The organism is Streptomyces capillispiralis (assembly GCF_007829875.1).
GTDB classification, from domain to species: domain Bacteria; phylum Actinomycetota; class Actinomycetes; order Streptomycetales; family Streptomycetaceae; genus Streptomyces; species Streptomyces capillispiralis.
In genome coordinates, this window is sequence record NZ_VIWV01000001.1 from 6,871,629 (window position 1) to 6,895,792 (window position 24,164).

Below are 24,164 nucleotides of genomic sequence, written 5' to 3' on the forward strand. Positions count from 1 at the left end.
ACGGGACCACCCGAACCATCGGCACGACCGGTGAACCCACCCACGCGTACGAAACCAACGGAAGGAACCCACCATGAGCGCCAACGGGGTCACGGCACTGAGCATCGACGACTTCACCCGTATCCTGCGCGAGTCGGCCGGCGAGGACGAGGGTGTCGACCTGAGCGGAGACATCGCCGACGTGTCGTTCACGGACCTCGGCTACGACTCCCTCGCCCTGCTGGAGGTGGCCGGCCGTATCACCCGCGCCTACGGGGTCGCCCTTCCCGACGAGGACCTGGACGGCGCCGAGACCCCCCGGGCCTTCGTCGAACTGGTCAACGCGTCCCTGTCGGGAAGCTGAACGGGAACACGGAGCGGGGCCCCGGATCTCCGGGGCCCCGCCCTTTCCGTTCGCGCGACGTCAAAGGGACACGGCGCGTTCCGCGGCCTCCTTGGCCAGGGTGAGGGTGGCCCTGCTGTTCCTGCCGAGGGCCTGGCGCACGAGGTCGCGGGCCGTGTCCAGAGTGGCCTCGGGGCCCAGCAGCTCCCGCACCCGCTCGGGGCGCAGGACGACCGTGTGGTGCGAGGTGGCGCGCACCCCGTGCTCGGTCGGCTCGACGGTCCAGCGGCCCGTGTGCGCGGCCATCAGCGGCGGCACCTGGATCTGCTTGTACACGAGCCGGTCCGGCGCGAACCCGACGCGTACCGACTTGGTCGTGTGCACCGAACCGTCGGCGGCACGGGTGTCCATCTCCACCGTCTGCAGGTCGTCGCCGGGCTCGGTCAGCACGAGCCTGCTCACATGCGGCAGCCGCTCCTCCCACAGGTCGGCCCGCCACAGGAAGTCGTACACCTCCTGCCCCGAGCCCGAGATGTCGACGTGATCGGCGAACGACAGCAACGCCCCCGGCTCCGCTGCCAGGGACTCGGCCACCGCCTTCAGCGCGGCCAGCTCGGAGCCGCTGTTGGTGTCGACGGCGCGCTCCACCCACGCGCGGTCCGCCGGGTCGTCGTCGACGACGGTGAAGTCGTGCAGCAGCACGACACTGCTGCCGCCCGGCGCGGCCTCGATGATCCATTCGCCGCCCATCGACGCGACCGGCGCCGACGACACCTCCTGGCGGAACGTGACCCGCAGCACACCCGGATCCAGTTCCCGGCGGGAGGTCCACGACCGCACCTCCCCGTTCGCGAAGGCCCGGATCCGCAGCCGTTCCCAGCGGCCGTTCCCGTCGAGCCTCTCCACGTGCACGGTGGGGGGAAAGACGTGTGGCCAGTCCTCCGCCGCAGCGATCAGCTCGTACACGGCCTCGGGCTCGGCCGCCACATCGATCGCATGACGCGTCCTGACGACGCCTGAGTCCGGCATGAAGTGCCCCTTTCCGAGATGTCACCGCGAGTTTCGGGGCCGCCACTCCAGCGGCGGTGGAGACCGGCTGGACACCGCTCGACGTGCCGCGCGGTGTCGAGGGGGCCCGGTCGCTCCACCATCCGGATCGCGGCCGGCATCGATGGCCGTCCGACCCCGGACGCCGGTGGCAGACTGAGGTCCGTGGTGGATCAGGTGCCGACGGGCGTTAGCGTGGTCGGTGCCGACCACGAGGACCGTGCCGGTTCGGCGCTGACTACAGGGGCTGGGTGAGGGGATCATGCGGGTCGGAGCGGCGTCTTGAGATTTCTGCACACGTCGGACTGGCACCTCGGCCGGTCCTTCCACCGGGTCGGCATGCTCGGTGCCCAGGCCGAGTTCATCGGTCACCTCGTCACCACCGTGCGTGAGCGCGCCGTGGACGCGGTGGTCGTGTCGGGAGACGTGTACGACCGTGCCGTGCCGCCGCTCGCCGCGGTCGAGCTGTTCGACGACGCCCTGCACCGCCTCGCCGGCCTCGGCGTGCCGACGGTGATGATCTCCGGGAACCACGACTCGGCCCGCCGGCTCGGCGTCGGCGCCGGCCTCATGGGGCGCGCCGGCATCCACCTGCGGACCGAACCGTCCGCGTGCGGCACACCCGTGGTGCTGTCCGACCGCCACGGTGACGTCGCCTTCTACGGGCTGCCCTATCTCGAACCGGGCCTGGTGAAGGACGAGTTCGGGGTGGAGAAGGCCGGTCACGAGGCGGTGCTGGCCGCCGCCATGGACCGGGCCCGCGCCGACCTCGCCGCCCGCCCGCCCGGCACCCGTTCCGTCGTCCTCGCGCACGCCTTCGTCACCGGCGGCGAACCCAGCGACAGCGAGCGGGACATCACCGTCGGCGGCGTGGCCGCCGTGCCCGCCGGGGTCTTCGACGGCGTCGACTACGTGGCGCTCGGCCATCTCCACGGCTGCCAGACCCTCACCGAACGCGTCCGCTACTCCGGCTCCCCGCTGCCGTACTCCTTCTCCGAGGCCGGCCACCGCAAGACCATGTGGCTGGTCGACCTGGCCGCCGACGGCGCCGTCACCGCCGAGCGCGTCGACTGCCCCGTGCCGCGCCCGCTCGCCCGGATCCGCGGCACCCTGGAGGACCTGCTCGCCGATCCGGCGCTCACGCGGCACGAGGCGGCGTGGGTCGAGGCGACCCTCACCGACCCGGTCCGCCCGGCCGACCCCATGGCCCGGCTCACCGAGCGCTTCCCGCACACCCTCAGCCTCGTCTTCGACCCGGAGCGGACCGCCGAGGACCCGCAGGCCTCCTACGCCCGCCGCCTCGCCGGCCGCGACGACCGGCAGATCGCCGAGGACTTCGTCAGCCATGTGCGCGGCACCGGCCCCGACGCGCGTGAACGCGACGTGCTGCGGGACGCCTTCGACGCGGTCCGCGCGGACGACGCGGTCCGGGAGGTGGCGCGGTGAGGCTGCACCGGCTGGACATCACCGCCTTCGGGCCGTTCGGCAGCACCCAGAGCGTCGACTTCGGCGACCTCTCCGCCGCCGGCCTGTTCCTGCTGCACGGCCCCACCGGCGCCGGCAAGACCTCCGTACTGGACGCCGTCTGCTACGCGCTGTACGGCTCCGTCCCCGGGGCCCGGCAGAGCGGCCAGGGCACGACGCTGCGCAGCGACCACGCCGCCCCGGCGACCCGCACCCAGGTCACCCTCGACCTGACCGTCGCCGGACGCCGCCTGGAGATCACCCGGCAACCGCCCTGGGAACGGCCGAAGAAGCGCGGCACCGGCACCACCACGGACAAGGCGCAGACCTGGCTGCGCGAACGCGAGGCGGCCTCGGGCACCTGGAAGGACCTCAGCCGCTCGCACCAGGAGATCGGCGAGGAGATCACCCAGCTCCTCGGCATGAGCCGCGAGCAGTTCTGCCAGGTCGTCCTGCTGCCCCAGGGCGACTTCGCGCGCTTCCTGCGCGCCGACGCCGAGGCCCGCGGCAGGCTGCTGGGCCGCCTCTTCGACACCCGCCGCTTCGCCGACGTGGAAAAGCGCCTCGCCGAGCAGCGCCGGGCCGCCGAGTCCCGGGTCCGCGACGGCGACGCCGACCTGCTGGCCGACGCGCACCGGATGCAGCAGGCCGCGGGCGACACCATGGAGCTGCCCGAGCTGGCGCCCGGCGATCCGGGACTGGCCGAGGCGGTGCTCGCCGCGGCCGCCGTCGCCCGCAGCACCGCGCGGGAGCGGCTCACCGCCGCCCACTGCCGCCTCGCCACCGCCGAGTCCGCCCTGACCGTCGCCGACCGGACTCTGGAGGACACACGCGAACGGGACCGTCTGCAACGGCGGTTCGCCGAGGCGCGGGAGCGGGCGGCACGGCTCCAGGAGCGCTCCGGTGCCCACCGGGAGGCGCGGACCCGGATGGAGCGGGCCCGCAAGGCCGAGACCGTCGCCCCCGCCCTGGAGCTGCGGGACTCCGCCGACGCCGAGCACCGGCGCGCGGCCGGCGCGGAGCAGCGCGCGCGGGCTCTTCTCCCGGCGTCCCTCGCGGACGCGGGACCGGCCGGGCTCGCCGCCGCCGCCCGCCGGGCCGCCGAGGAACTGGGCGGGCTGGAGTCGGCCCGCCGCGCCGAGCGGCGGCTGACGGAACTCCTCGCCGAGCGCGCCGACCTGGACCGCCGGGAACGCGCGGACGAAGAGGTGCGGGAGGACGCCGAGGCCTGGCTCGCGGACTGGGAGCAGACCCGCGCCGGCATCCAGGCCCGCATCGAGTCCGCCCAGCAGGCCGCCACCCGCGCCGGTGAACTCGCCGTGCGGCGCGACCCCGCGCGGCAGCGGCTGGACGCCGCGCGCACGCGCGACCGGCTGGCCGAGGACACCGGGACGGCCGCCGAACAGGCCCGGGCCGCCCGGGAACGGGCGCTCGCGGCCCAGCAGCACTGGCTCGACCTCAAGGAACGGCGCCTGAACGGCATCGCCGCCGAACTGGCCGCCGGCCTCACCGACGGTGAGCCCTGCGCGGTCTGCGGCGCCACCGACCACCCCGCCCCCGCCCGCAAGGTCGACGGGCACGTCGACCGCGAGACGGAGGAGCGCGCCCTCGCCGACTACCGGCGCGCGGACGAGCGGCGCGCCGAGGACGAGCGGCGGCTCGGCGTCGTACGGGAGGCGCTGGCCGCCGCGAGCGCGGAGGCCGGGGACGCGGCGACCGAACAGCTCGCCCGCGCGGTCGAGGAACTGGAGCGGGAGTACGCGCGGGCACGGGACGCCGCCTCCGTGCTGCACTCCGCGCAGGAACAGCTGCGCCGCGCGGAGCACGAGCACGAGGCGCGGACCGCCGCCCAGCGCGAGGCCGCGGTCCGGGCCGCCTCCCGTGTGGGCCGGCGGGAGCGGCTGGACCAGGAGCACCGCACCCTGGCCGAAGAGCTGACCCGGGCGCGGGGGGACGCCCCCAGCGTGGCCGCGCGCGCCGAGCAGCTGGAACAGGGGGTCGCGCGGCTCACGGAAGCCGCCGACGCCGCCCGCGCCGCCGAGGAAGCGGCCCAGCGGCTCAAGGCCGCCGACGCCCGGCTCGCCGACGCCGCCTTCCGGGCCGGCTTCGACACCCCGCAGGCCGCCGCCGACGCCCTCCTGGACGACGCCGGCCACCGTGAACTCCAGCGGCGCCTGGACGCCTGGCAGCACGAGGAGGCCGCCGTACGGGCCGTCCTCGCCGAACCGGAGACCGCGGCCGCCGCCCAGCTGCCGCCCGCCGACCTCGCCGCCGCGCAGCGGGCCGCCGAGGACGCGGCCCGCCGGGTGCGCGAGGCGGCCTCCGCGCGCGACGCCGCCGCCCGGCGCTGCGCCGAACTCGACCGGCTCTCCGCGCGGGCCGCCGCCGCGGTGCGCCGGCTCGGCCCGCTGCGCGAGGAGTACGACCGGGTGGCCCGCATGGCCGGCCTCACCGCGGGCACCTCGGCGGACAACGAACGCAGGATGCGGCTGGAGTCCTATGTCCTCGCCGCCCGGCTGGAGCAGGTGGCCGCCGCCGCGACCGCGCGGCTGCACCGCATGTCGTCCGGCCGGTACACCCTCGTCCACTCCGACGACCGCACCGGCCGCGGCCGCAGCGGCCTCGGTCTGCACGTCGTCGACGCCTGGACCGGTCGGGAGCGCGACACCGCGACCCTCTCGGGCGGCGAGACCTTCTTCGCCTCCCTCGCCCTCGCGCTCGGCCTCGCGGACGTCGTCACCGACGAGGCGGGCGGGGTGCGGCTGGACACCCTCTTCATCGACGAGGGCTTCGGCAGCCTCGACGACCAGACCCTCGACGAGGTGCTCGACGTCCTCGACTCGCTCCGCGAGCGCGACCGCAGCGTCGGCATCGTCAGCCACGTCGCCGATCTGCGGCGGCGGATCCACGCCCAGCTGGAGGTCGTCAAGGGACGGACCGGTTCCGTGCTGCGGCAGCGCGGGATCCGGTGACGGCCGCCACCGCCCCGGCCCTCGCCCAACTCGGCCACCACGTCACGGAGATGCTCGGCGGGTTCGCGTACGGGGTGCGTGAGGGCTTCGCGTACGGGACCCCGCGGGGCGGCGAGCGCCGTGCGCCCGCTCCGCTGACGGCACCGGTGGGCTCCGGCGACTGCGGTTGCTGAACCCCCGGCTCCGGTACGGGAGTCGACCCGATAGGTTCTGCGCATGGTGCGATACGCGGAGCCGGGCACGGTGGAGTGGGTGGAGTCGGGCGGCGGGCCGCTCATCGCGGTGCCGGAGGCCGTCCTGCCGTTCTGGACGGGCGCCGACGGCGAGGAGACGGCCTCGGACTACGACCGGGCCTGCGAAGTGGACGGACTTGTCGGACTCCTCCCGGTCGGCGACTCCACGGCGCTGGTCCTGGGCGACGAGCCCGCCCCGACCGCCTTCCTCCCCGAGCACGGCACCCTCGTCCGGTGCGTCGCCGGACACTCGGAGGCGGAGGTCCTGGCGAGCGTCCCGGAGGCGCTGCACACCGCACCGTGGGGGCCCGAGACGCCCTACGAGGTCCGGGGCGACCTCATCCTGTTCGACGCGGCCTGGCCCGGCGACCGGTCCACCGGCACGGACCACGTACGGCTCGCCCTCGCACCCGGCCGGTACGCGGTCCGGGCGGCCGAGGTGCAGCCGGGCCCGGAGACCTGGCTGGTGCTCGTCCGGTTCCGCGCGCTGACCTGATCCCCGACCGGGGCCGGCCGGCCCCGGCGGCGCCGGGCACGCGGTGGCCCGGCGGCTCGCCGTACCACCCCGTGCCGCACGACGCCGCCCCGGGGCGCCGACGGCGTCGAGAAGGTGACCGCCTCCGTGCGCGCCGCCCTCGGCGCCCCCGGCCACCGCCCCCCTCACCGGCGACGCCCACGAGGCCGTGGCCGGCCGCTGGGGCGGGCCCGGCGACCCCGCCCGCCTCATCACACGGGCGGCCACGGACGAGGCGGACCGGATCAGCGGCCGGGTCAGCGACTGCGAGAGCGGCTTCCGGCGTCGACGGCGGCGGTGCCGGTCCGGCTCACAGCGCCGACAGCTCGTCCACCAGGTCGTCCAGACCCAGGGAGCCCTGGGAGAGCGCGGCCATGTGCCAGGCCTTGAGGTCGAACGCGTCGCCGTGCCGCGCGCGGGCGTTCTCCCGGCCCAGCAGCCACGCCCGCTCGCCGAGCTTGTAGCCGATGGCCTGGCCCGGGATCGTCAGATAGCGGGTCAGCTCGCTCTCCACGAAGTCCGCCGGACGGCTGCTGTGCGCCCCGAAGAACTCCTCCGCCAGCTCCGGCGTCCAGCGCTCACCCGGGTGGAACGGCGAGTCCGCCGGGATCTCCAGCTCCAGGTGCATGCCGATGTCGACGATGACCCGCGCCGCCCGCATCATCTGCGCGTCCAGATAGCCCAGCCGCTCCTCCGCGTCCGCGAGGAAGCCGAGCTCGTCCATCAGCCGCTCCGCGTACAGCGCCCAGCCCTCGGCGTTCGCGCTGACCCCGCCCACGGAGGCCTGGTAGCGGGAGAGGTCCTCGGACACGTGCACCCACTGCGCCAGCTGGAGGTGATGGCCGGGGACGCCCTCGTGGTACCAGGTGGAGACCAGGTCGTAGACCGGGAAGCGGGTCAGGCCCATCGTGGGCAGCCAGGTGCAGCCCGGCCGGGAGAAGTCCTCCGACGGGGGCGTGTAGTACGGCGCCGCCGCGCTGCCCGCCGGGGCGATCCGCGACTCCACCCTGCGCACCCGCTCGGCGAGGTCGAAGTGCGTGCCGTCCAGCGACTCGATCGCCCGGTCCATCACGCCCTGGAGCCAGTCGCGGACCTCGTCGACGCCCTCGATGTGCCGGCCGTGCTCGTCGAGGTGCGCCAGCGCCACCCACGGCGTCGCGGCGCCGGGCAGGATCTTCTCGGCCTCCTCGCGCATCTCGCCGAGCAGCCGGTGGTACTCGGACCAGCCGTACGCGTAGGCCTCGTCCAGATCGAGGTCGGTGCCGTTGTAGTAGCGGGCCCAGCGGGCGTAGCGCTCCCGGCCCACGGTGTCCGGGGCATCCTCGACGGCCGGCGCGTACACGTCGCGCATCCAGTCCCGCAGCTCCACCACGGCCGCGGTCGCCGCGCGGGCGCCCTCGTCCAGTTCGCCGCGCAGCGCGTCCGGGCCCGCGGCGGCGAACTCCTCGAACCAGCCGCGGCCCTCACCGGTGTCCGCCCACTCGGAGAGCTGCCCGACGAAGGTCCGCGTCGGGCGCGGAGCCGCGTACAGCTTGCGCTCCAGGCCGAGTGCGAGCGACTCGCGGTAGCCCGCCAGCGCGGTGGGCACCGCGCGCAGCCGCTCGGCGATCGCCGCCCAGTCCTCGTCCGTCTCGGCCGGCGTCACGGTGAACACCTCGCGCACCGAGTGCGCGACCGTGCCCAGGTTGCCGACCGCGCGCAGGTGTTCGTCGGCCTCGTGCACGGCCAGTTCCGCGGTGAGCCGCTCGCGCAGCAGCCGGGCGCAGCGGCGCTCGATGCCGCTGTCCGCGCCGGGCAGCCGCTCGGCCTCGTCGAGCCGTGCGAGGGTGGCCCGCTGGAGCTCGGCGAGCGCCTCCTGTCCGGCGGGCGAGAGGTCGGGCAGCCGGGAGGAGCTCTCCTTCACTCCGAGGTACGTTCCGGTGACCGGGTCGAGGGCGATGAGCTCGTCGACGTAGGCGTCGGCGACCTGACGGGGAAGGGCGCTGTTGGTCTGTGACATGCGGACCATCCTGATACGCGGCCCGCCGCACGTCACCCGGTTTGAGCCGAGGGCGAAGGCGGCAGCACCGGCCCGCAGTCCCACTGCTGGAAGATCAGCCGGGTCTCCACGCGCGCCACCTCGCGCCGGGCCGTGAACTCGTCGAGCACCAGCCGCTGCAGATCCGTCATGTCCGCGACCGCGACATGCACCAGATAGTCGTCGGGGCCGGTCAGGTGGAACACCGTCAGGGACTCCGGCAACGCCCGGATCCGCTCCACGAACGGTCCCACCAGCTCCCGCCGGTGCGGTCTGACCTGAACCGACAGCAGCGCCTGGAGACCCCGGCCGAGCTTGGCCGGATCCAGTTCCAGCCGGTGCCCGAGGATCACGCCGGAGCGGCGCAGCCGGGTCACCCGGTCCAGACAGGTCGACGGAGCGACCCCGACCTGCGCGGCGAGGTCCCGGTAGGTCGTCCGGGCGTCGTTCTGCAACAGCCGCAGCAGAAGGAGGTCCACCGGATCGAGTACGACGGATTCGGCCACCGGCCGAACGTAGCACGGGCTCCCGACGCGGTGAACCGTTCTGTGTTCACCCTTCCGTCCATGGACATGGGCATGGAAACGCGACGCACCACCAGAGCACTCGCCACCGAAGCCGTGCACGCGGGCCGGGACGACCTCGCCGGCCTGGGACTGCACGCCCCGCCGATCGACCTGTCCACCACCTACCCCTCCTACGACAGCCGCGGCGAGGCCGCCCGGATCGACGCCTTCGCCACCACCGGCGCCGAGCCGGAGGGCCCGCCCGTCTACGGGCGGCTCGGCAACCCGACCGTCGCCCGCTTCGAGACCGCCCTGGCCCGTCTGGAGGGCACCGAGTCGGCGGTCGCGTTCGCCAGCGGCATGGCCGCCCTCAGCGCCGTCCTGCTGGTGCGCGGCTCCATGGGACTGCGGCACGTCGTCGCCGTCCGCCCGCTGTACGGGTGCAGCGACCATCTGCTGACCGCCGGACTGCTCGGCTCCGAGGTGACCTGGACCGATCCGGCCGGGGTCGCCGACGCGCTGCGCCCGGACACCGGTCTGGTGCTGGTGGAGTCCCCGGCCAACCCGACGCTCGCCGAGATCGACCTGCGGGCCGTCGCCCACGCCTGCGGCTCCGTGCCGCTGCTCGTCGACAACACCTTCGCCACCCCGGTGCTGCAGCGCCCGGCCGAGCAGGGGGCGCGGCTGGTGCTGCACAGCGCCACCAAGTACCTGGGCGGCCACGGGGACGTGCTGGCGGGCGTGGTGGCCTGCGACGAGGAGTTCGCCGGGCGGCTGCGCCAGGTGCGCTTCGCCACCGGCGGAGTGCTGCACCCGCTGGCCGGCTATCTGCTGCTGCGCGGCCTGTCGACGCTGCCGGTGCGGGTGCGGGCCGCCTCGGCCAACGCCGCCGAACTCGCCGCGCGGCTCGCCGCCGACCCGCGCGTGGCCCGCGTCCACTACCCGCGCGTCGGCGGTGCGATGGTCTCCTTCGAGGTGCACGGCGACCCGCACGAGGTGATCGCCGCCGTACGGCTGATCACTCCGGCCGTCAGCCTCGGCAGCGTGGACTCCCTCATCCAGCACCCGGCGTCCATCAGCCACCGCATCGTCGACGCCGACGACCGCAGGGACGCCGGGGTGAGCGACCGGCTGCTGCGGCTCTCGGTCGGCCTGGAGGACGTCGAGGACCTGTGGGCCGATCTGGACGCGGCCCTGGGGGAGCGGGCCGGGACGCCCGCGCGCCCCGAGACGCTGGTCCAGGGCTGAGGCCCGGCGCACACGGCGATCGGCCCGGCGGGACACGCCGGGCCGATCGCCGTCCGTGGGAGCGGGGGCCTACGACCGGCCGATCCGCTCGCCGTGCTCCCGCGCGCCGCGCGCCGCCACCGCGTCCAGCCGGGCCGTGACGACCAGGGTGCCCTCCTCGATCTGGTAGTCGAGCGGCAGCCCCAGGGCGCGCATCGCGGCGACCATGCCGGTGTTGGACGCCTGCGTCACCGCGTACACATGGGCGCAGCCCGCCTCGGCGGCCATCGCCACCAGCCGGGCGAGCAGCGCGCCGCCGATGCCCCGGCGCTGCCAGGCGTCCTCCACGATCAGCGCCACCTCGGTCTCGTCGCCGTCCCACAGCAGATGGCCGAGGCCGACGATGCGGCCCGAGGCGGTCTGCGCCGCGAGCGTGCGGCCGAAGCGGGGGCTGAGCAGGTGGTTCAGATAGCGGTCCGCGTCGCCGACCGGCCCGTGGTAGCGCATCCGCAGGGTGTGCGGGGAGCACCGCTCGTGCATCGCCCGGGCGGCGGCCAGGTCGCCGGTGTCCGCCCGGCGCACGGAGATGTCACCGCCCTCGGGCAGCGTGAGCACGTCCCGGCCGCGCGGGATCCGCGGGCCGAGCCGGGCGTCCAGCTCCACCAGCGCACGGGCACGGGCGAACTCGGTGGGGGTGAACGGCAGATACGGCCGCTCCACGGTGATCACCCCGCCCTCGGGGGCGCGCAGCCGGATCACGGTGTCCTCCAGGGAGCCCTCCGCCGGGACGGCCCCGTCGGTTCCGTGGATGTCGGCGGGCTGCGAGCGGATCGTGCACCGGCCCAGCAACTGGCGCAGGGCGAGCGGCAGTTCGGAGGCGTCCTGGGCGGTGCGGGCGGCCAGCCGCAGGACCCGGGTGGGGGCGTCCACCAGGTCGTGGGCGTCGGCGCGCTCCAGCCAGACGGCCGTACCGCCGGCCCGCGACACCGCCGCGGTGAGGTCCGTACCGGCCGGGGCCCGCAGCAGGAACTCGTCGACGGTGTCCGCGCCCAGCGGGTGCGTCTGCAGGGTGAGGATGTCGACGCGCAGGTTGGCCAGTGCCGTGCACAGCGCGGCCAGCGCGCCCGGTTCGTCCTTCACCGTCGTCCGCATCCGCCACAGCTCGCTCTCCCCGGCCGCGGCGGAGGGCGGCGGGGCACCGCCGGTATCGTGCGCCGGCGGTGCGCTGCCGTGGCGGCGTGCCCACCATGCGTGGAACCCGGCCGAGCACCGGGCGGCGAGCTCGGCGGGGTTCCAACGGCGGTGGGCGGGGCCGCCGTGCCGGATGTCGGTCGCTTCAGACATGTCTCGACTCATACAGCCACTGTGAAGGAAATGTGTTTCGTGATCACGAACGCACTGTGACTGACGGGTAAAGCGAGCTTCCGCCCGTTTTCGCGGGGTTGCCGCGGGACTCGGGCCCTGCCGCGTTACTGGCCGACCAGACCCGGCCGCAGGGTCTTCGTGAACAGGACGGTGCCGTCCTGCTCGCGCATCCGCACCGTCAGTTCGCCGCTGTCGCCGTCGATGTCGACCTCGCCGAAGAACTGGTAGCCGCCCGCGGGGGAGACGTTCGAGGCGGTCGGCGCCTTCACCCACACCCGTTCCGGGCCGAAGGTGTCGTCGAGCGCGCTGGCCGGGAAGGCACCCGCGTTGAGCGGACCGGAGACGAACTCCCAGAACGGCTCGAAGTCGCCGAACGCGGCGCGCGAGGGCTGGTAGTGCTGGGCCGAGGTGTGGTGCACGTCGGCCGTGAGCCACACGGTGCCGGTGATCCGCCGGTGCTTGACGAACCGCAGCAGCTCCGCGATCTGAAGCTCCCGTCCCAGCGGCGCGCCCGGGTCGCCCTGGGCCACCGCCTCGACGTTCCTGCGGCCCTCCGTGGTGTCCGGCACGACCAGGCCGATCGGCATGTCGGCGGCGATCACCTTCCACACCGCGCGCGAACGCGCCAGCTCCCGCTTGAGCCACTCCAACTGCTCGCGCCCGAGGATGCCCTGGGGGTCGACGGTCTGGTCACCGGAGGAGTTGGCGTTGCGGTAGGTCCGCATGTCCAGCACGAACACGTCGAGCAGCGGGCCCTGCCGCAGCACCCGGTACACCCGGCCCTCGCGGTCGCCCGGACGCGGCGTCGACATCGGGAAGTACTCGCTGAACGCCCGCCGCGCCCGCGCCGCCAGCACGTCGACGCTCTTCTCCGTGTACCGGGTGTCCGTGTCCGCGATCCGCTGGCCGGGGTACCAGTTGTTGCGCACCTCGTGGTCGTCCCACTGCACGATGGAGGGCACCTGGGCGTTGAACCGGCGCAGGTTCTCGTCGAGCAGGTTGTAGCGGAAATTCCCCCGGAACTCGGCGAGGGTCTCGGCCACCTTGGACTTCTCCTCGGTGGTGATGTTCCGCCAGACGCTGCCGTCCGGCAGGGCGGCGGTCTCGGCGATGGGGCCGTCGGCGTAGACGGTGTCACCGCTGAACAGGAAGAAGTCGGGGTCGAGCCGGGCCATCGCGTCGAAGATGCGGTAGCCCCCGAAGTCGGGGTTGATGCCCCAGCCCTGTCCGGCCAGGTCGCCCGACCACAGGAACCGTACGCCGTCCCGCCGCCGGGCCGGCACCGTGCGGAAGGTGCCGGTGACCGGCTCGCCGGTGCGGCGCGGGTCGTCGGGGTCGGCGAGCAGCACGCGGTAGTGGATCTGCTCGCCCGGCGGCAGCCCGCGCAGCCGGGTCGTGCCGGTCAGATCGGTGTCCGTGCCGAGCAGCGGCCCGTGCCACCTGCGGGGATTGCGGAACGACTCGGTCGCCGAGGTCTCGACGATCATCCGCGCCGGCCGGTCGGACCGCACCCACACCAGTCCCGAGTCACGGGTCACGTCGCCCGTCTGCACGCCCCACCGCGCCAGCGGACGTCCGGAGCGTGCGAACGCGGGCGCCGCGCCGAGGGCGGTGGGCAGGGTCAGGGCCGCCGAGGCCGCGAGCGAGCCGCGCAGAACGGCGCGACGGCCCGGGAACGAACGGTGTGACATGGATGCGCCTCCAGGGACGGGATCCGGCCAGTGTGTGCAGCCACACCTACGCGGGTGGCGCGGCTCGCACGCAAACCCGAGGTGAACAACTGATCGGACGGGACGACGCCCGACGACGGGCTTGCGCGCGGTCGGCGGTCGCGGTCACGCCCGGCTCCGGCTCCGGCTCCTGCCCGGTGGCGGTTCCGGTCCTGCTCGGAGGGGACCGGGCCCTCACCCCGTCGAGGCCCCGCCCGTCACCCGGCGGCGGCCTCCGCCATCAGGCGGACGCCCTCGTGGATGCGCGCGGGCGGCACGTGCGCGTAGCCCAGCACGAGGCGCACCCGCTCGTCCGGCTCCGCGTGGTGCGCGCAGTCCGTGAGCGGACGCACCGCCACACCGGCCCGCGCGACCCGCGCGAGGAACCGCTCCTGTGACCCGCAGCGTTCCGGCAGCGAGGCGATGACATGCAGCCCCGCCGCGATCCCGGACACCTCCGCGCCCGGGAAGTGCGCGGCCAGAGCGGCGACCAGCGCGTCGCGCCGCTCGCGGTAGGCGCGCCGGCAGCGGCGCAGCTGACGGTCGTAGTCGCCGCGCTCCACGAGACGGGCGAACAGCGCCTGGTCCAGCGCGGGGTGACCGAGGTCCATGGTGCGCTTGCGCTCCACCACCTCGTCCGTCCACGCCTGCGGCACCAGCAGCCAGCCGAGCCGCAGCCCCGGGGCGAGGGACTTGCTGACCGAGCCGGTGTAGGCCACGCGCTCGGGGTCGAGTCCCTGCAGCGCGCCGACGGGGGCGCGGTCGTACCGGAAGTCCCCGTCGTAGTCGTCCTCGAGGACGAGGCCGTCCACGGAGCGCGCCCAGTCCAGCAGGTCGGCCCGGCGCCGCGCGGAGTACGCGATCCCGGTGGGGAACTGGTGGGCCGGCGTCACGACGACCGCCCGCGCCCCCGACGCCCGCAGCGGCTCCAGGGTGAGCCCCTCGCCGTCCACCGGCACGGGTACGGCGGTGACCCCGGCGGAGGCGTAGAGGCCGGCGTGCTGCGGGCTGCCCGGGTCCTCCACGCCGACGGACCGCAGGCCGCGCGCGCGGAGCGCGAACCCCAGCAGGGTCATCGCCTGCGTCACCCCCGAGACGACCACGATCCGCTCGGGATCGGCCACCACGCCCCGCCGTCGCGCGAGCAGCCCGGCCAGGGCCGTGCGCAGCCGGGGGAGCCCGCGCGGGTCGGGGTAGCCCAGCTCCCGGTGCGGAAGGTCCGCGAGCACGGCGCGGTGCGCCGCGGCCCACGCCGCGCGCGGGAAGAGCGACGGATCGGGCGTGCCGGGGACGAAGTCGGCGCGGGCGCCGGGCGTACGCGGGGCGAGGTCGTGGGCGCGCGGGCGGGCGGCCCGTACCGCCTCTCCCACCCAGGTGCCGGCACCCCGGCCGGACCGCAGATAGCCCTCCGCCGTCAGCTGCTCGTACGCCTCGGTGACCAGCCCCCGCGACACACCGAGGTCGGCGGCCAGGTCGCGGCTCGACGGCAGCCGGGTCCCCGGTGCCAGCCGCCCCGAGCGCACCGCCTCGCGCAGCGCCGTCCGCAGCGAACGGCCGCGCGCGCGGGCGGGGGCGGAGGCGGCGGGCAGCAGCAACTCCCAGGCGGAGGAGGGGGTGTGCCCTTCGGAGCCGGTCCGCGGTGACGTCATGACGGGATCACCCTAGGCGCTGCCGGCCCGCTCCCGCACCGCTCAGCGGCTGCCGTCCAGGATGACGCGGGCGACCAGCGCCGGGTCGTCGTTCATGGGGACGTGGCCGCAGCCGGGCAGCCGCACCAGCCGGGCCCCCGGGATCGTCCGCTTGGCACGGACGCCCTGCCGGGGGACGAGCAGCCGGTCCCGGGCACCCCAGGCGACGGTCACGGGGATGTCGGGCACGTCGTCCGTGAACTGTACGGTGGCGCCCGCCCGGAGGGTCTCGGTGAAGCCCGTGGCGCCGGCGAGCGCCAGCGTCTCGGCGACCACGGCCTCGGGGGAACGGCGCCCGGGGCGGGCGTAGATGGTGCTGGTCAGCACCGCCCGGCCGGCCGCGGACCGGGAGAGCCGCTGGACCAGCGACAGCGGCATCCGCTCCGCGATCCGCCGCATGCCCGTCAGCACGGTGAAGGCGTACCGCCGTTCGGCCAGGGTCCAGAAGCCCGCCGGGGACAGCGCGGTGACGGACCGTACGAGCCGCTCGCGGCCGAGTTCCAGGGCCAGCAGACCGCCGAGCGAATTGCCCGCGACATGCGGCCGGTCCAGCTCCAGCGCCTCGCACAGGGCGCCGAGCGCGGCGTTCATGGTGGGCAGGTCGTGGGCGAGGCCGGCCGGCAGCGACGGGGAGGCGCCGAAGCCGGGCAGGTCCACGGCGATCACCTCGCGCTCGGTCGCCAGGATGTCCACCACCGGGTCCCAGGCCTGGCGGTGGTGGCCGATGCCGTGCAGCAGGAGCAGCGGTTCACCGCGGCCCACGCGCGCGTACGACAGGGTCACGGTCTGCGGGCCGAGGGGAGAGGTGACCTCGAAGGAGACGGTCGCGGACATGGGTGCTCCTCGTCTGGGACTCGCGGAAACGGACGCCGCCTGACGTCGTAGACAGCTTGTCAGCAATTGCTACCGACGGGTAGCCCCCGGTGCCGTCCCGATCTCCGCGCGGTGACCGGACAGCTTCCGGCGCGCGCTGGTGCCGCCTGGACACGACCGTGCGGGTCGGCTGGGATGGTGCCGTGACCACCGACACCGCGACCGATGTCTTCGAAGAGCACCGCCCCGTCCTCCTGGGAGTCGCCTACCGCATGCTCGGCCGGGTGGCCGACGCGGAGGACGTGGTCCAGGACGCGTGGCTGCGCTGGTCGGGCGGCGACCGGTCCGGGGTGCGCGAGCCGCGCGGCTACCTGGTGCGCGTCACCACCCGCCTCGCCATCGACCGGCTGCACCAGATCAGGACGCGCGGCGAGACCTACGTCGGCCCCTGGCTGCCCGAGCCGTACGTCACCGACTTCGGCGACAGCGCCCCGGACACCGCCGAGCGGGCCGTGCTCGCCGACTCCGTCTCCCTCGCCGTCCTCGTCGTCCTGGAGTCCCTGTCGCCGCTGGAACGCGCCGTCTTCGTGCTGCGGGAGGCGTTCGGATTCCCGTACGCCGACATCGCGGCCGTGCTCGACCGCGGCGAACCGGCCGTACGCCAACTCGCCGGACGCGCCCGCAGGCACGTCGCGGAACGGCGCCCGCGCTACGAGGTCGACCCCGCCCAGCGCCGCGACCTCACCGAGCGCTTCCTGGCCGCCGCCACCGGCGGCGATCTGGCGGGGCTGATGCGACTGCTCGCGCCGGACGTGCGGCTGGTCGGCGACAGCGGCGGCAAGTCGCGGGCCCCGCTGCGCGTCCTGGAGAGCGCCGACCACGTGGGGCGCTTCCTCGTCGGGGTCGCCGGCAAGGGGGTGCCGGACCTCACCTTCCGGCTGCTGGAGCTCAACGCCGGTCCCGCGGTGCTCGTCCTGTCCGGCGGCAAGCCCGACTCGGTCGTCCAGCTCGACGTCGCCGACGGGCGCGTCCAGGCGGTGTACGTCATCCGCAACCCCGACAAGCTCCGCTCGCTGCCCACGGCCCCGTAGAGCGGCACGCACGCGACATCGAGGCCCCCGTACGGCACGGGGGCCTCGTCTCGTCGTGCGGATTGGTATTGACCAAGGGTGGGGGCCGCCTTATGGTCGCAGAGAAGTGAAACAACCTTTAATAAACAAGGGCGCTAAAACGCCGCCGGACACGGCGATCGCGGAGGACAGGGTGGGGACCACGCAGCTGGAAACGGTGCCGGAACCGAAGTACTGGCATCTCAGGACCGTGCTCAGCGAGGCGCTGGACTCGGAGTTCTCGGTGGGCGAGATCCTGCCCAACGAGCGGGACCTCGCGGCCCGCTTCGGCGTCGCCCGCGCCACGCTCCGGCAGGCCCTGGAACAGCTCGAACTGGAAGGCAGGCTGCAGCGCCGCCGCGGAGTGGGCACGACCGTCGCCCCGCCGCGCATGGGGGTGTCCGTCGGCACGGCGCAGCACGTGTGGCCGGGCGGTCCGCACGACGCCTGGCAGACCCTCGACTGCGCGCTCGAGGTGCCGCCCGCCGCCGTCGCCGAGACCCTGGTGACCGGACGCGACGAGCCCGTGCACATCGTGCGCCGCTCCCGGGTCTCCCACGGTCAGCCCGTCGCCGCCGAACTGCTGTACATCCCGGCGGACTCGGTGCGCGACCTGTCCGGCATCGACGCGCCGTCCGGCGCCGCCCGCGCGCGTGCGGTGCTGCGCGAACTGCAGCGGCTGGAACTGGAGCGGCAGGAGAACACGGTGGAGCTCGGCTCCGCCCGCGCGGACGACGCCAGGGAGCTGGACCGCCTGCCGGGCGCCCCCGTCCTCGTCGTCACCACCCGCTTCATCGCCCGCGGGCGCACCGCCGCGCTCTCCGTGGCCACCTACCGCGCGGACACCTGCCGGCTGACGTTCGGCGACTCCGGCGGCGTGGAGATCCACCACGGCCCCGAGCGCCACGCCTCCTGAACACGGCCGACCGGGCTCCCGCGTAGGGCCGGCCACGCTCCGGGCGCGGCCGGCCGTCGCGCGTCCGGGGACGGCCGGCCACGCACCTGAGCACGGTCGGCGGCCACGCTCCCGAGGGCGCCCGGCGGTCACGCTCCCCGAGCGCGGCCGCCCGGCCCGCTCCCGAGGCCGGCCGGGAGGCGCGCCCCGGCGGCACACCCAACGGCGCCCCGGCGGCACACCCAACGGCGCCCCGGCGGCACACCCAACGGCGCCCCGGCGGCACACCCAACGGCGCCCCGGCGGCACACCCAACGGCGCCCCGGCGGCACACCCAACGGCGCCCCGGCGGCACACCCAACGGCACACCTAACGGCGTGCCGTCACCGTGCCCTCCACCGCGAAGAGCTGCTCCTCCACATGGTCCAGCGCCAGCCGCACCGCGCCGGTGGCGACCGCCGCCTCTCCCAGGTGGGACAGGGCGACCCTCGGCGGGCGCAGGCAGTAGCGGGCGAGTTCGCGGCGCAGCGGCTCCAGGACCCCGTCCAGGCCGGCCGCCCAGCCGCCGATCACCACCAGCTCCGGGTCGAGGGCCAGCACCAGCGCCGCCACGTCGTGGACCAGCCGGTGGATGAAGCGGTCCATGGCTGCGAGCGCCCGTTGGTCGCCCTCGCGGGCCTGGGCGAAGACCGCGGCGACCGCCTGCTCGTCCAGCGGGTGCAGCGGCTCGTCCGTGGTGGACAGCAGCGTCTCCGGGGTCGCCTCCCGGCCCAGCAGGTGCAGCGCCCCGATCTCACCGGCCGCCCCGCCGTACCCCCGGTGCAGCCGCCCGCCGATCAGTGACCCGGCGCCCGGGCTCAGCCCGGCCAGCACGAACACCACGTCGTCGGTCTCCCTGGCGGCGCCCTTCCAGTGCTCGGCCACCACGGCCGCGTTGGCGTCGTTCTCCACCAGCACCGGGCACTTGAAGGACCGGCCCAGCCGCTCACCGAGGCCGAGCCCCGTCCAGCCGGGCAGCGCCGTGCCCAGCCGCACCGTGCCGTCCGCCTCGACGATCCCCGGCGTGCCCACGCCCACGGCGCGCAACGAGCCGCGCGGCACACCGGCCGTGTCCAGCAACTCACCTATGGCCGCGTCCAGCCGCTCCAGCCGCTCGTCGGCGTCGACCCTCTCGTCGACGTCCCCGGCCCGGGCGCCGATCACCCGGCCGTCCAGGTCGGCCAGCAGCGCCGCCACCCGGTGCACACCGATCTCCAGGCCCAGCAGATGCCCGGCCTCCGCCCGGAACCGGAACCGCCGCGCGGGCCTGCCCTGGCGGCGCGCGGCACCCTCCTCGGCCGCCGTCTCCACGACGAGGCCCGCCTCGATGAGGCCCTCCACGACGCCCTCGACGGTCGGCCGGGACAGCCCGGTCACCCGGGTGACCTCGGTCAGCGTCGCGCAGTCCGTCGCCCGCAACGCGTGCAGCACCACCGCGGAGTTGATCCTTCGCAGCAGCGAGGGGTCCCCGCCGGTCAGCCGAGCCACCGTCCGTCCTCCCCGCTCGTGCGCGTGTTGGGCGGATCGTACTCGGCACGGCCGACACCGGCGACCTCCGGGCCCGGGCACCCCGGGGACGGCCCGCGCACGCGGCTCACCCCGGCGCCACGAAGCCCGACTCGTAGGCCGCGATCACCGCCTGCGTCCGGTCCCGCGCCCCGAGCTTCGCCAGGACGGCACTCACGTGCGACTTCACGGTCTCCGTCCCGACCACCAGCCGGGCCGCGATCTCCGCGTTGGTCAGACCCCGCGCCATCAGCCGCAGCACCTCCCCCTCGCGCTCCGTCAGCCGTGCCCGCTCCAGCAGGTCGCGCGCGGCCCGGTCGCCGTCGCCGTACTCGGCCGCGAGCCGGCGCACCGAGGCGGGGAACAGCAGAGACTCGCCCTCGGCGACCAGCCGTACCGCGTGCACGATCTCCGCGGGCCGCGCCCGCTTCAGCAGGAACCCGTCGGCGCCCGCGCGCAGCGCCCCGTAGACGTACTCGTCGTTCTCGAAGGTCGTCACGACGAGGATCTTCGGCGGCGCGTCGACCGTCCGCAGCAGCGCGCGCGTGGCCTCGATGCCGTCCAGCAGCGGCATGCGCACGTCCATGGCGACCACGTCCGGCCGCAGTCGCCGCACCAGCGGGATGACCGCCGCCCCGTCGGCGGCCTCCCCGACGACCTCGATGTCCGGCTGCGCCTCCAACACGGCCCGCAGACCCGCGCGTACGAGGGGTTCGTCGTCGACGAGCAGAACGGTCACCGGCATCCCGCCAGCGTAGATCAGCGCACCGGCAGCTCGACGCGCACCCGCCAGTCGCCCTCGCCGTCGGGCCCGGTGCGCGCCCGCCCGCCGAGCAGGGCGGCGCGCTCGCGGATGCCGCGCAGCCCGCTGCCGCGCACCGGACCGGGCGCCACCCGCGCCAGCGGGTTGCGGATCTCCAGCAGCAGCGTGCCGTCGGCGACGTGGATCCGGACCCGCACGGGGACCGCCCCCGCGTGCCGCAGGGCGTTGGTGAGCGACTCCTGGAGGATGCGGTAACCCTCGCGGGAGACCGGACCGGGCACGGTGTCCAGGGGGCCGGTCACCTCGGCGTCGACCCTCGCCCCGGAGGCGCGGGCGGACTCCAGCAGCCGTCCGGCGTCCACGAGCGCCGGCCGGCCGCTCACGGGCTTCTCGGGCTCGCGCAGAAGGCCGAGGACCCGCTCCAGGTCCTCCAGCGCGGCCCGTCCGGTCTCCTCGATGGCCTGCAGCGCCCGGTCGGTGAAGGCGGGGTCGGCCGCCGCCCGCGCGGCGCCCGCCTGCACCACGGCGACGGTGAGCGCGTGGCCGATCGAGTCGTGCAGTTCGTGGGCGATGCGGCTGCGTTCCAGGAGCCGGTCGGTGCGGGCCTCCAGCGCGGCCAGACGCGCGGCGGGGGAGGGGCCGAGCAACTGCCGGGCCAGGGCGGTGATCAGCGATCCCGCCCCGACGACCACCGCGCCGAGGACGAGCAGCGGAACGGGCACCAGCAGCGCGTGCCACCAGTGCCGCCCGGGAACCTGCACGAACGTCGAGGGGTCGGCCGTACCGCCCCGGGCCGTGTTCGCCAGGTCCACGGCGAGCATGGGCAGATGGACGGTCAGGAAGGAGACCGCGCCCCCGAGGAACAGCCGGCACTCCAGCCACACCACGGTCCGCCCGCGGTCGGCCCAGCCGGCGGACGGTGCCGGGACGATCTCCGCGTCCCGCGCGTCGTACCGGCGCCCGAAGAGCAGTCCGGTGGCCTGCACGCCCTCCACCGTGCGCATCGCCGGCACCAGACCGACGAGCGCGAGCAGCACCGCGGCCAGGTACATGCGCGTGTTGTCGATGAGGTACCACATGGCCGGCCACACGACGGCGATGAAGAGATGCAGCCACCGCGTGTACGTCACCGCCCGCCCGAACGGGCCCGGGATGCGGACCATGGCGCCATCGTGCCAGGGCGCGCCGACGGCCCGCCTCCCCCGCGCGGGGGAGGCGATCTCCACGCCCGGGGGAGGCCCCGGCACCGGTCCGGCGGCCACGCTGGACCACATGACCAGCATCGACGTCCAGGACCTCACCAAGGAGTACGGCACCCGGCGGGCCGTCGACCACCTCACCTTCCGCGTCCACCCCGGCCGGGTCACCGGCTTCCTCGGCCCCAACGGCGCCGGAAAGTCCACCACCATGCGCCTGGTGCTCGGCCTCGACCACCCGACGTCCGGCACCGCCACCGTCGGCGGACACGCCTACGCCACCCTCGCCGAACCCCTGCGCCGGGTCGGGGCCCTGCTCGACGCGCAGGCCGCGCACGGCTCCCGCACCGGCCGCGACCACCTGCGGGTGCTGGCCGCGAGCAACCGCATACCCGACCGCCGGGTCGACGAGGTGCTGGAGGAGACCGGCCTGACAGCGGTGGCGCGCCGCCGCGTGCGGACGTACTCCCTGGGCATGCGTCAGCGGCTGGGCATCGCCGCCGCCCTGCTGGGCGATCCGGCCGTCGTCGTGCTCGACGAGCCCTCCAACGGGCTCGACCCCGAAGGCATCGTGTGGATCCGCACCCTGCTGCGGCGGCTCGCGGACGAGGGGCGCACCGTCCTGGTCTCCAGTCATCTGATGAACGAGACGGCCGCCTTCGCCGACCACCTCGTCGTGCTCGGCCGGGGCCGGCTGCTGGCCGACACCCCGGTGCGGGAGTTCATCGACACGCGTGTGCGGCCCGCCGTCCGCGTCCGCACCCCGGACCCCGCCGCCCTCAGGACCGTCCTCGCCCGGCACGGACACGAGGCGGTGGAACACCCGGACGGGCACTGGACCGTACCGGACGCGCGGGTGGACGACATCGGACGCCTCGCGTCCGCCGCGGGGGTGCCGATCCTCGAACTCGCCGCGGACGAGGGCACCCTGGAGCAGGCCTATCTGGACCTGACCGCCGCCGAGACCGAGTTCACCGCCCAGCGCCAGGAGGCCTGACCATGCAGTTCGCACCCGTACTCCGGTCCGAGTGGCTGAAGATCCGCACGATGCGCCCGCTCCTCGGGGCCCTCCTGGCGCTGTTCGCGGCGACCACGGCGTTCTCCGCGCTCGCCGGGGTGTCGGACACCTCGGACCCCGGCTTCGACCCGCTGTTCACCAGCTTCTCCGGCGTCCTGCCGGGCCAGATCGCCGCCATCTCCTTCGGCGCCGTGGCCGTGTCGTCGGAGTTCCACAACGGCGCGCTGCGCGTCTCCCTGGCGGCGGTACCGCGGCGCGGCCGCTGGTTCGCGGCCAAGATGACGTCGATCGCCCTGCCGGCGCTGGCCGTGGGGCTGGCGACCGCCGTCGCCTCCCTCCTCGCGGCCCGCGCGGGACTGGGCTCCGAGGCGGACGGCCTCACCGCGGGCGAGCAGGTCCGGGCGGTGGCGGGCTGCGCCGTCTACCTCACGCTGACGGCGCTGTTCGCCGCGGGCCTCACGACCGTGCTGCGCAGCGGTGTGGCCACCCTCTCCGTGCTGGTCCCCTTCATCCTCGTCGTGTCGTTCGTGATCGGTGACGGGGCCGGGACGGTCGTGGAGTTCCTGCCCGACAGAGCCGGGCAACTGGTCCTCCAGCAGACCCACGAGGGGATTCTGGGACCCTGGTCCGGTCTCGCCGTGACCGCCCTGTGGACGACCGCCGCCCTCCTCGCGGGCGTCTGGAGCCTGCGCCGCCGGGACGCCTGACCGGGAGTCGGCTGACGGCCCGCCAAGTGTCAGTGGCGGCGGGTTTACTGGACCCATGAACATCGCACAGCACATCGCGCTCATCGACGAGCTGTGCTTCCGCCCCTTCCCGGCGGAGCACGGTCCGTCGGACGTCGGCTTCGCCGGACCGGGCCACCACGTGGCGGTCCTGGAGAGCGCCCACGGCCTGCGGGACGGCGACCCCGCCGAGTGGGCGGTGACCGTGGACCAGTACGAGAAGGACCGCGACGCCGTCTACGAGCTGCTGGCCTCACGCTGGGGGGACGTCGCGCCCTGGAACCTGCAGACGGTCCTGCTGCGCACCGGTGCCGAGGAGATACCCGAGCCGTGGGCCTGGCTCGCCGCCCGCGCGGGTGTGGCCTGGCTGTGGGAGGTCCAGGGGACCGGCCGCTGGGTCGCGCTGGCGGTCGCCGACCGGGACGCCGGCGACGAGATCCAGCTGCTGGCGGTGGTCACGGAGACAGCCCCTCCCTGACCACGGCCGGCCCTACGTCCCCCGGCCGGTCGGCGTCACTCCGCCGCGGCCTCCCGCAGCCGCCCGAACTCCTCGGCCAGCGTCGCCGGTGTCCAGTGCGCGTTCAGCCCGCTCGGGTTGGGCAGCACCCACACCCGTGTGCCGCCGATCGTCCGCGCCTGCGGCCCCACGGCGGCCCCGCGGTCGTCGAACGCCGCCCGGTAGGCGGTGATGCCCACCACGGCCAGCCACCTCGGGCGCAGCCGGGCCACCTTGAGCGTCAGCAGCCGCCCGCCCTCGCGGTACTCCTCGGCGCTCAGCTCGTCGGCCCGCGCGGTCGCCCGCGCCACCACATTGGTGATGCCGAGCCCGTACGACAGCAGCTCCCGCTGCTCGGACGGCAGCAACAGCCGCGGCGTGAACCCGGAGCGGTGCAGGGCCGGCCAGAAGCGGTTGCCGGGGCGCGCGAAGTGGTGGCCCGTCGCGGCCGTCATCAGGCCCGGGTTGATGCCGCAGAACAGCACCCGCAGGCCGTCCGCGACCACGTCCGGCACCAGGCGGTCGCGGGCGGCCTCCAGC

Annotated in this window: 22 protein-coding genes; 11 read left to right on the plus strand and 11 right to left on the minus strand. The window is 75.1% G+C overall.

The features are described from left to right. Positions 1 to 73: 73 nt before the first annotated feature. Positions 74 to 343 carry an acyl carrier protein gene (locus FHX78_RS30195; protein ID WP_145870551.1) on the plus strand — a complete coding sequence of 90 codons (270 nt, stop codon included), beginning with the start codon at positions 74 to 76 and terminating at the stop codon, positions 341 to 343. 60 nt (positions 344 to 403) lie between these two features. Here the strand turns inward: FHX78_RS30195 and FHX78_RS30200 are convergent, their stop codons facing one another. After that, entirely contained in the window at positions 404 to 1,351 is a 948-nt protein-coding gene (locus tag FHX78_RS30200) for an aromatase/cyclase (protein ID WP_145870552.1), read from the minus strand. A gap of 300 nt (positions 1,352 to 1,651) precedes the next feature. Between FHX78_RS30200 and FHX78_RS30205 the strand changes: the two genes are divergently transcribed. Genes FHX78_RS30205 through FHX78_RS30220 form a run of 4 tightly spaced genes read left to right on the plus strand, consistent with a single transcriptional unit; the run spans position 1,652 to position 6,534 of the window. Continuing rightward, positions 1,652 to 2,815: an exonuclease SbcCD subunit D gene (locus tag FHX78_RS30205; protein WP_145870553.1), complete on the plus strand. Its 1,164-nt coding sequence runs from the start codon at positions 1,652 to 1,654 to the stop codon at positions 2,813 to 2,815. Next, entirely contained in the window at positions 2,812 to 5,805 is a 2,994-nt protein-coding gene (locus tag FHX78_RS30210) for an AAA family ATPase (protein ID WP_145870554.1), read from the plus strand. Before FHX78_RS30205 ends, FHX78_RS30210 begins: the two co-directional genes overlap by 4 nt. Next, positions 5,802 to 5,978: a rhodanese-like domain-containing protein gene (locus FHX78_RS30215; RefSeq protein WP_373313045.1), complete on the plus strand. Its 177-nt coding sequence runs from the start codon at positions 5,802 to 5,804 to the stop codon at positions 5,976 to 5,978. The genes FHX78_RS30210 and FHX78_RS30215 overlap by 4 nt, the downstream gene beginning before the upstream one ends. A gap of 43 nt (positions 5,979 to 6,021) precedes the next feature. Then, positions 6,022 to 6,534: an Imm21 family immunity protein gene (locus FHX78_RS30220; RefSeq protein ID WP_145870555.1), complete on the plus strand. Its 513-nt coding sequence runs from the start codon at positions 6,022 to 6,024 to the stop codon at positions 6,532 to 6,534. Between the two features lie 328 nt (positions 6,535 to 6,862). Here FHX78_RS30220 and FHX78_RS30230 read toward each other — a convergent pair whose 3' ends face one another. Both FHX78_RS30230 and FHX78_RS30235 read right to left on the minus strand, forming a co-directional pair. After that, positions 6,863 to 8,551, minus strand: coding sequence for a DUF885 domain-containing protein (locus tag FHX78_RS30230; protein ID WP_145870556.1), 1,689 nt, complete (start codon positions 8,549 to 8,551; stop codon positions 6,863 to 6,865). A 32-nt stretch (positions 8,552 to 8,583) separates the two neighbouring features. Further along, positions 8,584 to 9,075, minus strand: a complete 492-nt coding sequence (locus tag FHX78_RS30235) for an Lrp/AsnC family transcriptional regulator (RefSeq protein ID WP_145870557.1) — start codon at positions 9,073 to 9,075, stop codon at positions 8,584 to 8,586. A gap of 72 nt (positions 9,076 to 9,147) precedes the next feature. On the opposite strand from FHX78_RS30235, the gene FHX78_RS30240 reads away from it, so the two are divergent. Next, on the plus strand, positions 9,148 to 10,323 hold the full coding sequence (locus FHX78_RS30240; RefSeq protein ID WP_229924020.1) for a trans-sulfuration enzyme family protein: 1,176 nt from the start codon (positions 9,148 to 9,150) through the stop codon (positions 10,321 to 10,323). A 69-nt stretch (positions 10,324 to 10,392) separates the two neighbouring features. Here FHX78_RS30240 and FHX78_RS30245 read toward each other — a convergent pair whose 3' ends face one another. The 4 genes from FHX78_RS30245 to FHX78_RS30260 all read right to left on the minus strand — a co-directional run bounded on the left by FHX78_RS30245 (position 10,393) and on the right by FHX78_RS30260 (position 15,898). Beyond that, on the minus strand, positions 10,393 to 11,646 hold the full coding sequence (locus tag FHX78_RS30245; protein WP_229924021.1) for a GNAT family N-acetyltransferase: 1,254 nt from the start codon (positions 11,644 to 11,646) through the stop codon (positions 10,393 to 10,395). Between the two features lie 125 nt (positions 11,647 to 11,771). Further along, complete coding sequence (locus FHX78_RS30250; protein ID WP_145870560.1) at positions 11,772 to 13,358, minus strand: alkaline phosphatase D family protein; 1,587 nt, start codon at positions 13,356 to 13,358, stop codon at positions 11,772 to 11,774. A gap of 236 nt (positions 13,359 to 13,594) precedes the next feature. Continuing rightward, positions 13,595 to 15,025: a MocR-like pyridoxine biosynthesis transcription factor PdxR gene (gene pdxR, locus FHX78_RS30255; RefSeq protein ID WP_145870561.1), complete on the minus strand. Its 1,431-nt coding sequence runs from the start codon at positions 15,023 to 15,025 to the stop codon at positions 13,595 to 13,597. A 42-nt stretch (positions 15,026 to 15,067) separates the two neighbouring features. After that, positions 15,068 to 15,898 carry an alpha/beta fold hydrolase gene (locus FHX78_RS30260; RefSeq protein ID WP_145870562.1) on the minus strand — a complete coding sequence of 277 codons (831 nt, stop codon included), beginning with the start codon at positions 15,896 to 15,898 and terminating at the stop codon, positions 15,068 to 15,070. 182 nt (positions 15,899 to 16,080) lie between these two features. Between FHX78_RS30260 and sigJ the strand changes: the two genes are divergently transcribed. Both sigJ and FHX78_RS30270 read left to right on the plus strand, forming a co-directional pair. Continuing rightward, entirely contained in the window at positions 16,081 to 16,968 is an 888-nt protein-coding gene (gene sigJ / locus FHX78_RS30265; protein ID WP_145870563.1) for an RNA polymerase sigma factor SigJ, read from the plus strand. 172 nt (positions 16,969 to 17,140) lie between these two features. Beyond that, positions 17,141 to 17,902: a GntR family transcriptional regulator gene (locus FHX78_RS30270; RefSeq protein WP_145870564.1), complete on the plus strand. Its 762-nt coding sequence runs from the start codon at positions 17,141 to 17,143 to the stop codon at positions 17,900 to 17,902. Between the two features lie 348 nt (positions 17,903 to 18,250). Here the strand turns inward: FHX78_RS30270 and FHX78_RS30275 are convergent, their stop codons facing one another. The 3 genes from FHX78_RS30275 to FHX78_RS30285 form a co-directional block, all read right to left on the minus strand. Continuing rightward, entirely contained in the window at positions 18,251 to 19,408 is a 1,158-nt protein-coding gene (locus FHX78_RS30275) for an ROK family transcriptional regulator (RefSeq protein WP_145870565.1), read from the minus strand. 106 nt (positions 19,409 to 19,514) lie between these two features. Next, a complete protein-coding gene (locus FHX78_RS30280) occupies positions 19,515 to 20,171 on the minus strand; it encodes a response regulator transcription factor (protein WP_145870566.1) in 657 nt (218 codons plus the stop codon). Between the two features lie 14 nt (positions 20,172 to 20,185). Continuing rightward, positions 20,186 to 21,352 carry a sensor histidine kinase gene (locus FHX78_RS30285; protein ID WP_145870567.1) on the minus strand — a complete coding sequence of 389 codons (1,167 nt, stop codon included), beginning with the start codon at positions 21,350 to 21,352 and terminating at the stop codon, positions 20,186 to 20,188. A gap of 109 nt (positions 21,353 to 21,461) precedes the next feature. Here FHX78_RS30285 and FHX78_RS30290 point away from each other — a divergent pair, with 109 nt between their 5' ends. Genes FHX78_RS30290 through FHX78_RS30300 form a run of 3 tightly spaced genes read left to right on the plus strand, consistent with a single transcriptional unit; the run spans position 21,462 to position 23,606 of the window. After that, positions 21,462 to 22,382, plus strand: a complete 921-nt coding sequence (locus FHX78_RS30290) for an ABC transporter ATP-binding protein (RefSeq protein WP_145870568.1) — start codon at positions 21,462 to 21,464, stop codon at positions 22,380 to 22,382. Positions 22,383 to 22,384: 2 nt separating this feature from the next. Continuing rightward, the gene (locus FHX78_RS30295) at positions 22,385 to 23,110 is read left to right on the plus strand and encodes an ABC transporter permease (protein WP_145870569.1); all 726 of its coding nucleotides are present in this window, start codon (positions 22,385 to 22,387) and stop codon (positions 23,108 to 23,110) included. 55 nt (positions 23,111 to 23,165) lie between these two features. Continuing rightward, a complete protein-coding gene (locus tag FHX78_RS30300) occupies positions 23,166 to 23,606 on the plus strand; it encodes a hypothetical protein (protein ID WP_145870570.1) in 441 nt (146 codons plus the stop codon). A gap of 35 nt (positions 23,607 to 23,641) precedes the next feature. Here the strand turns inward: FHX78_RS30300 and mug are convergent, their stop codons facing one another. Further along, the gene (gene mug, locus FHX78_RS30305; protein WP_145870571.1) at positions 23,642 to 24,139 is read right to left on the minus strand and encodes a G/U mismatch-specific DNA glycosylase; all 498 of its coding nucleotides are present in this window, start codon (positions 24,137 to 24,139) and stop codon (positions 23,642 to 23,644) included. Positions 24,140 to 24,164: the final 25 nt, after the last annotated feature.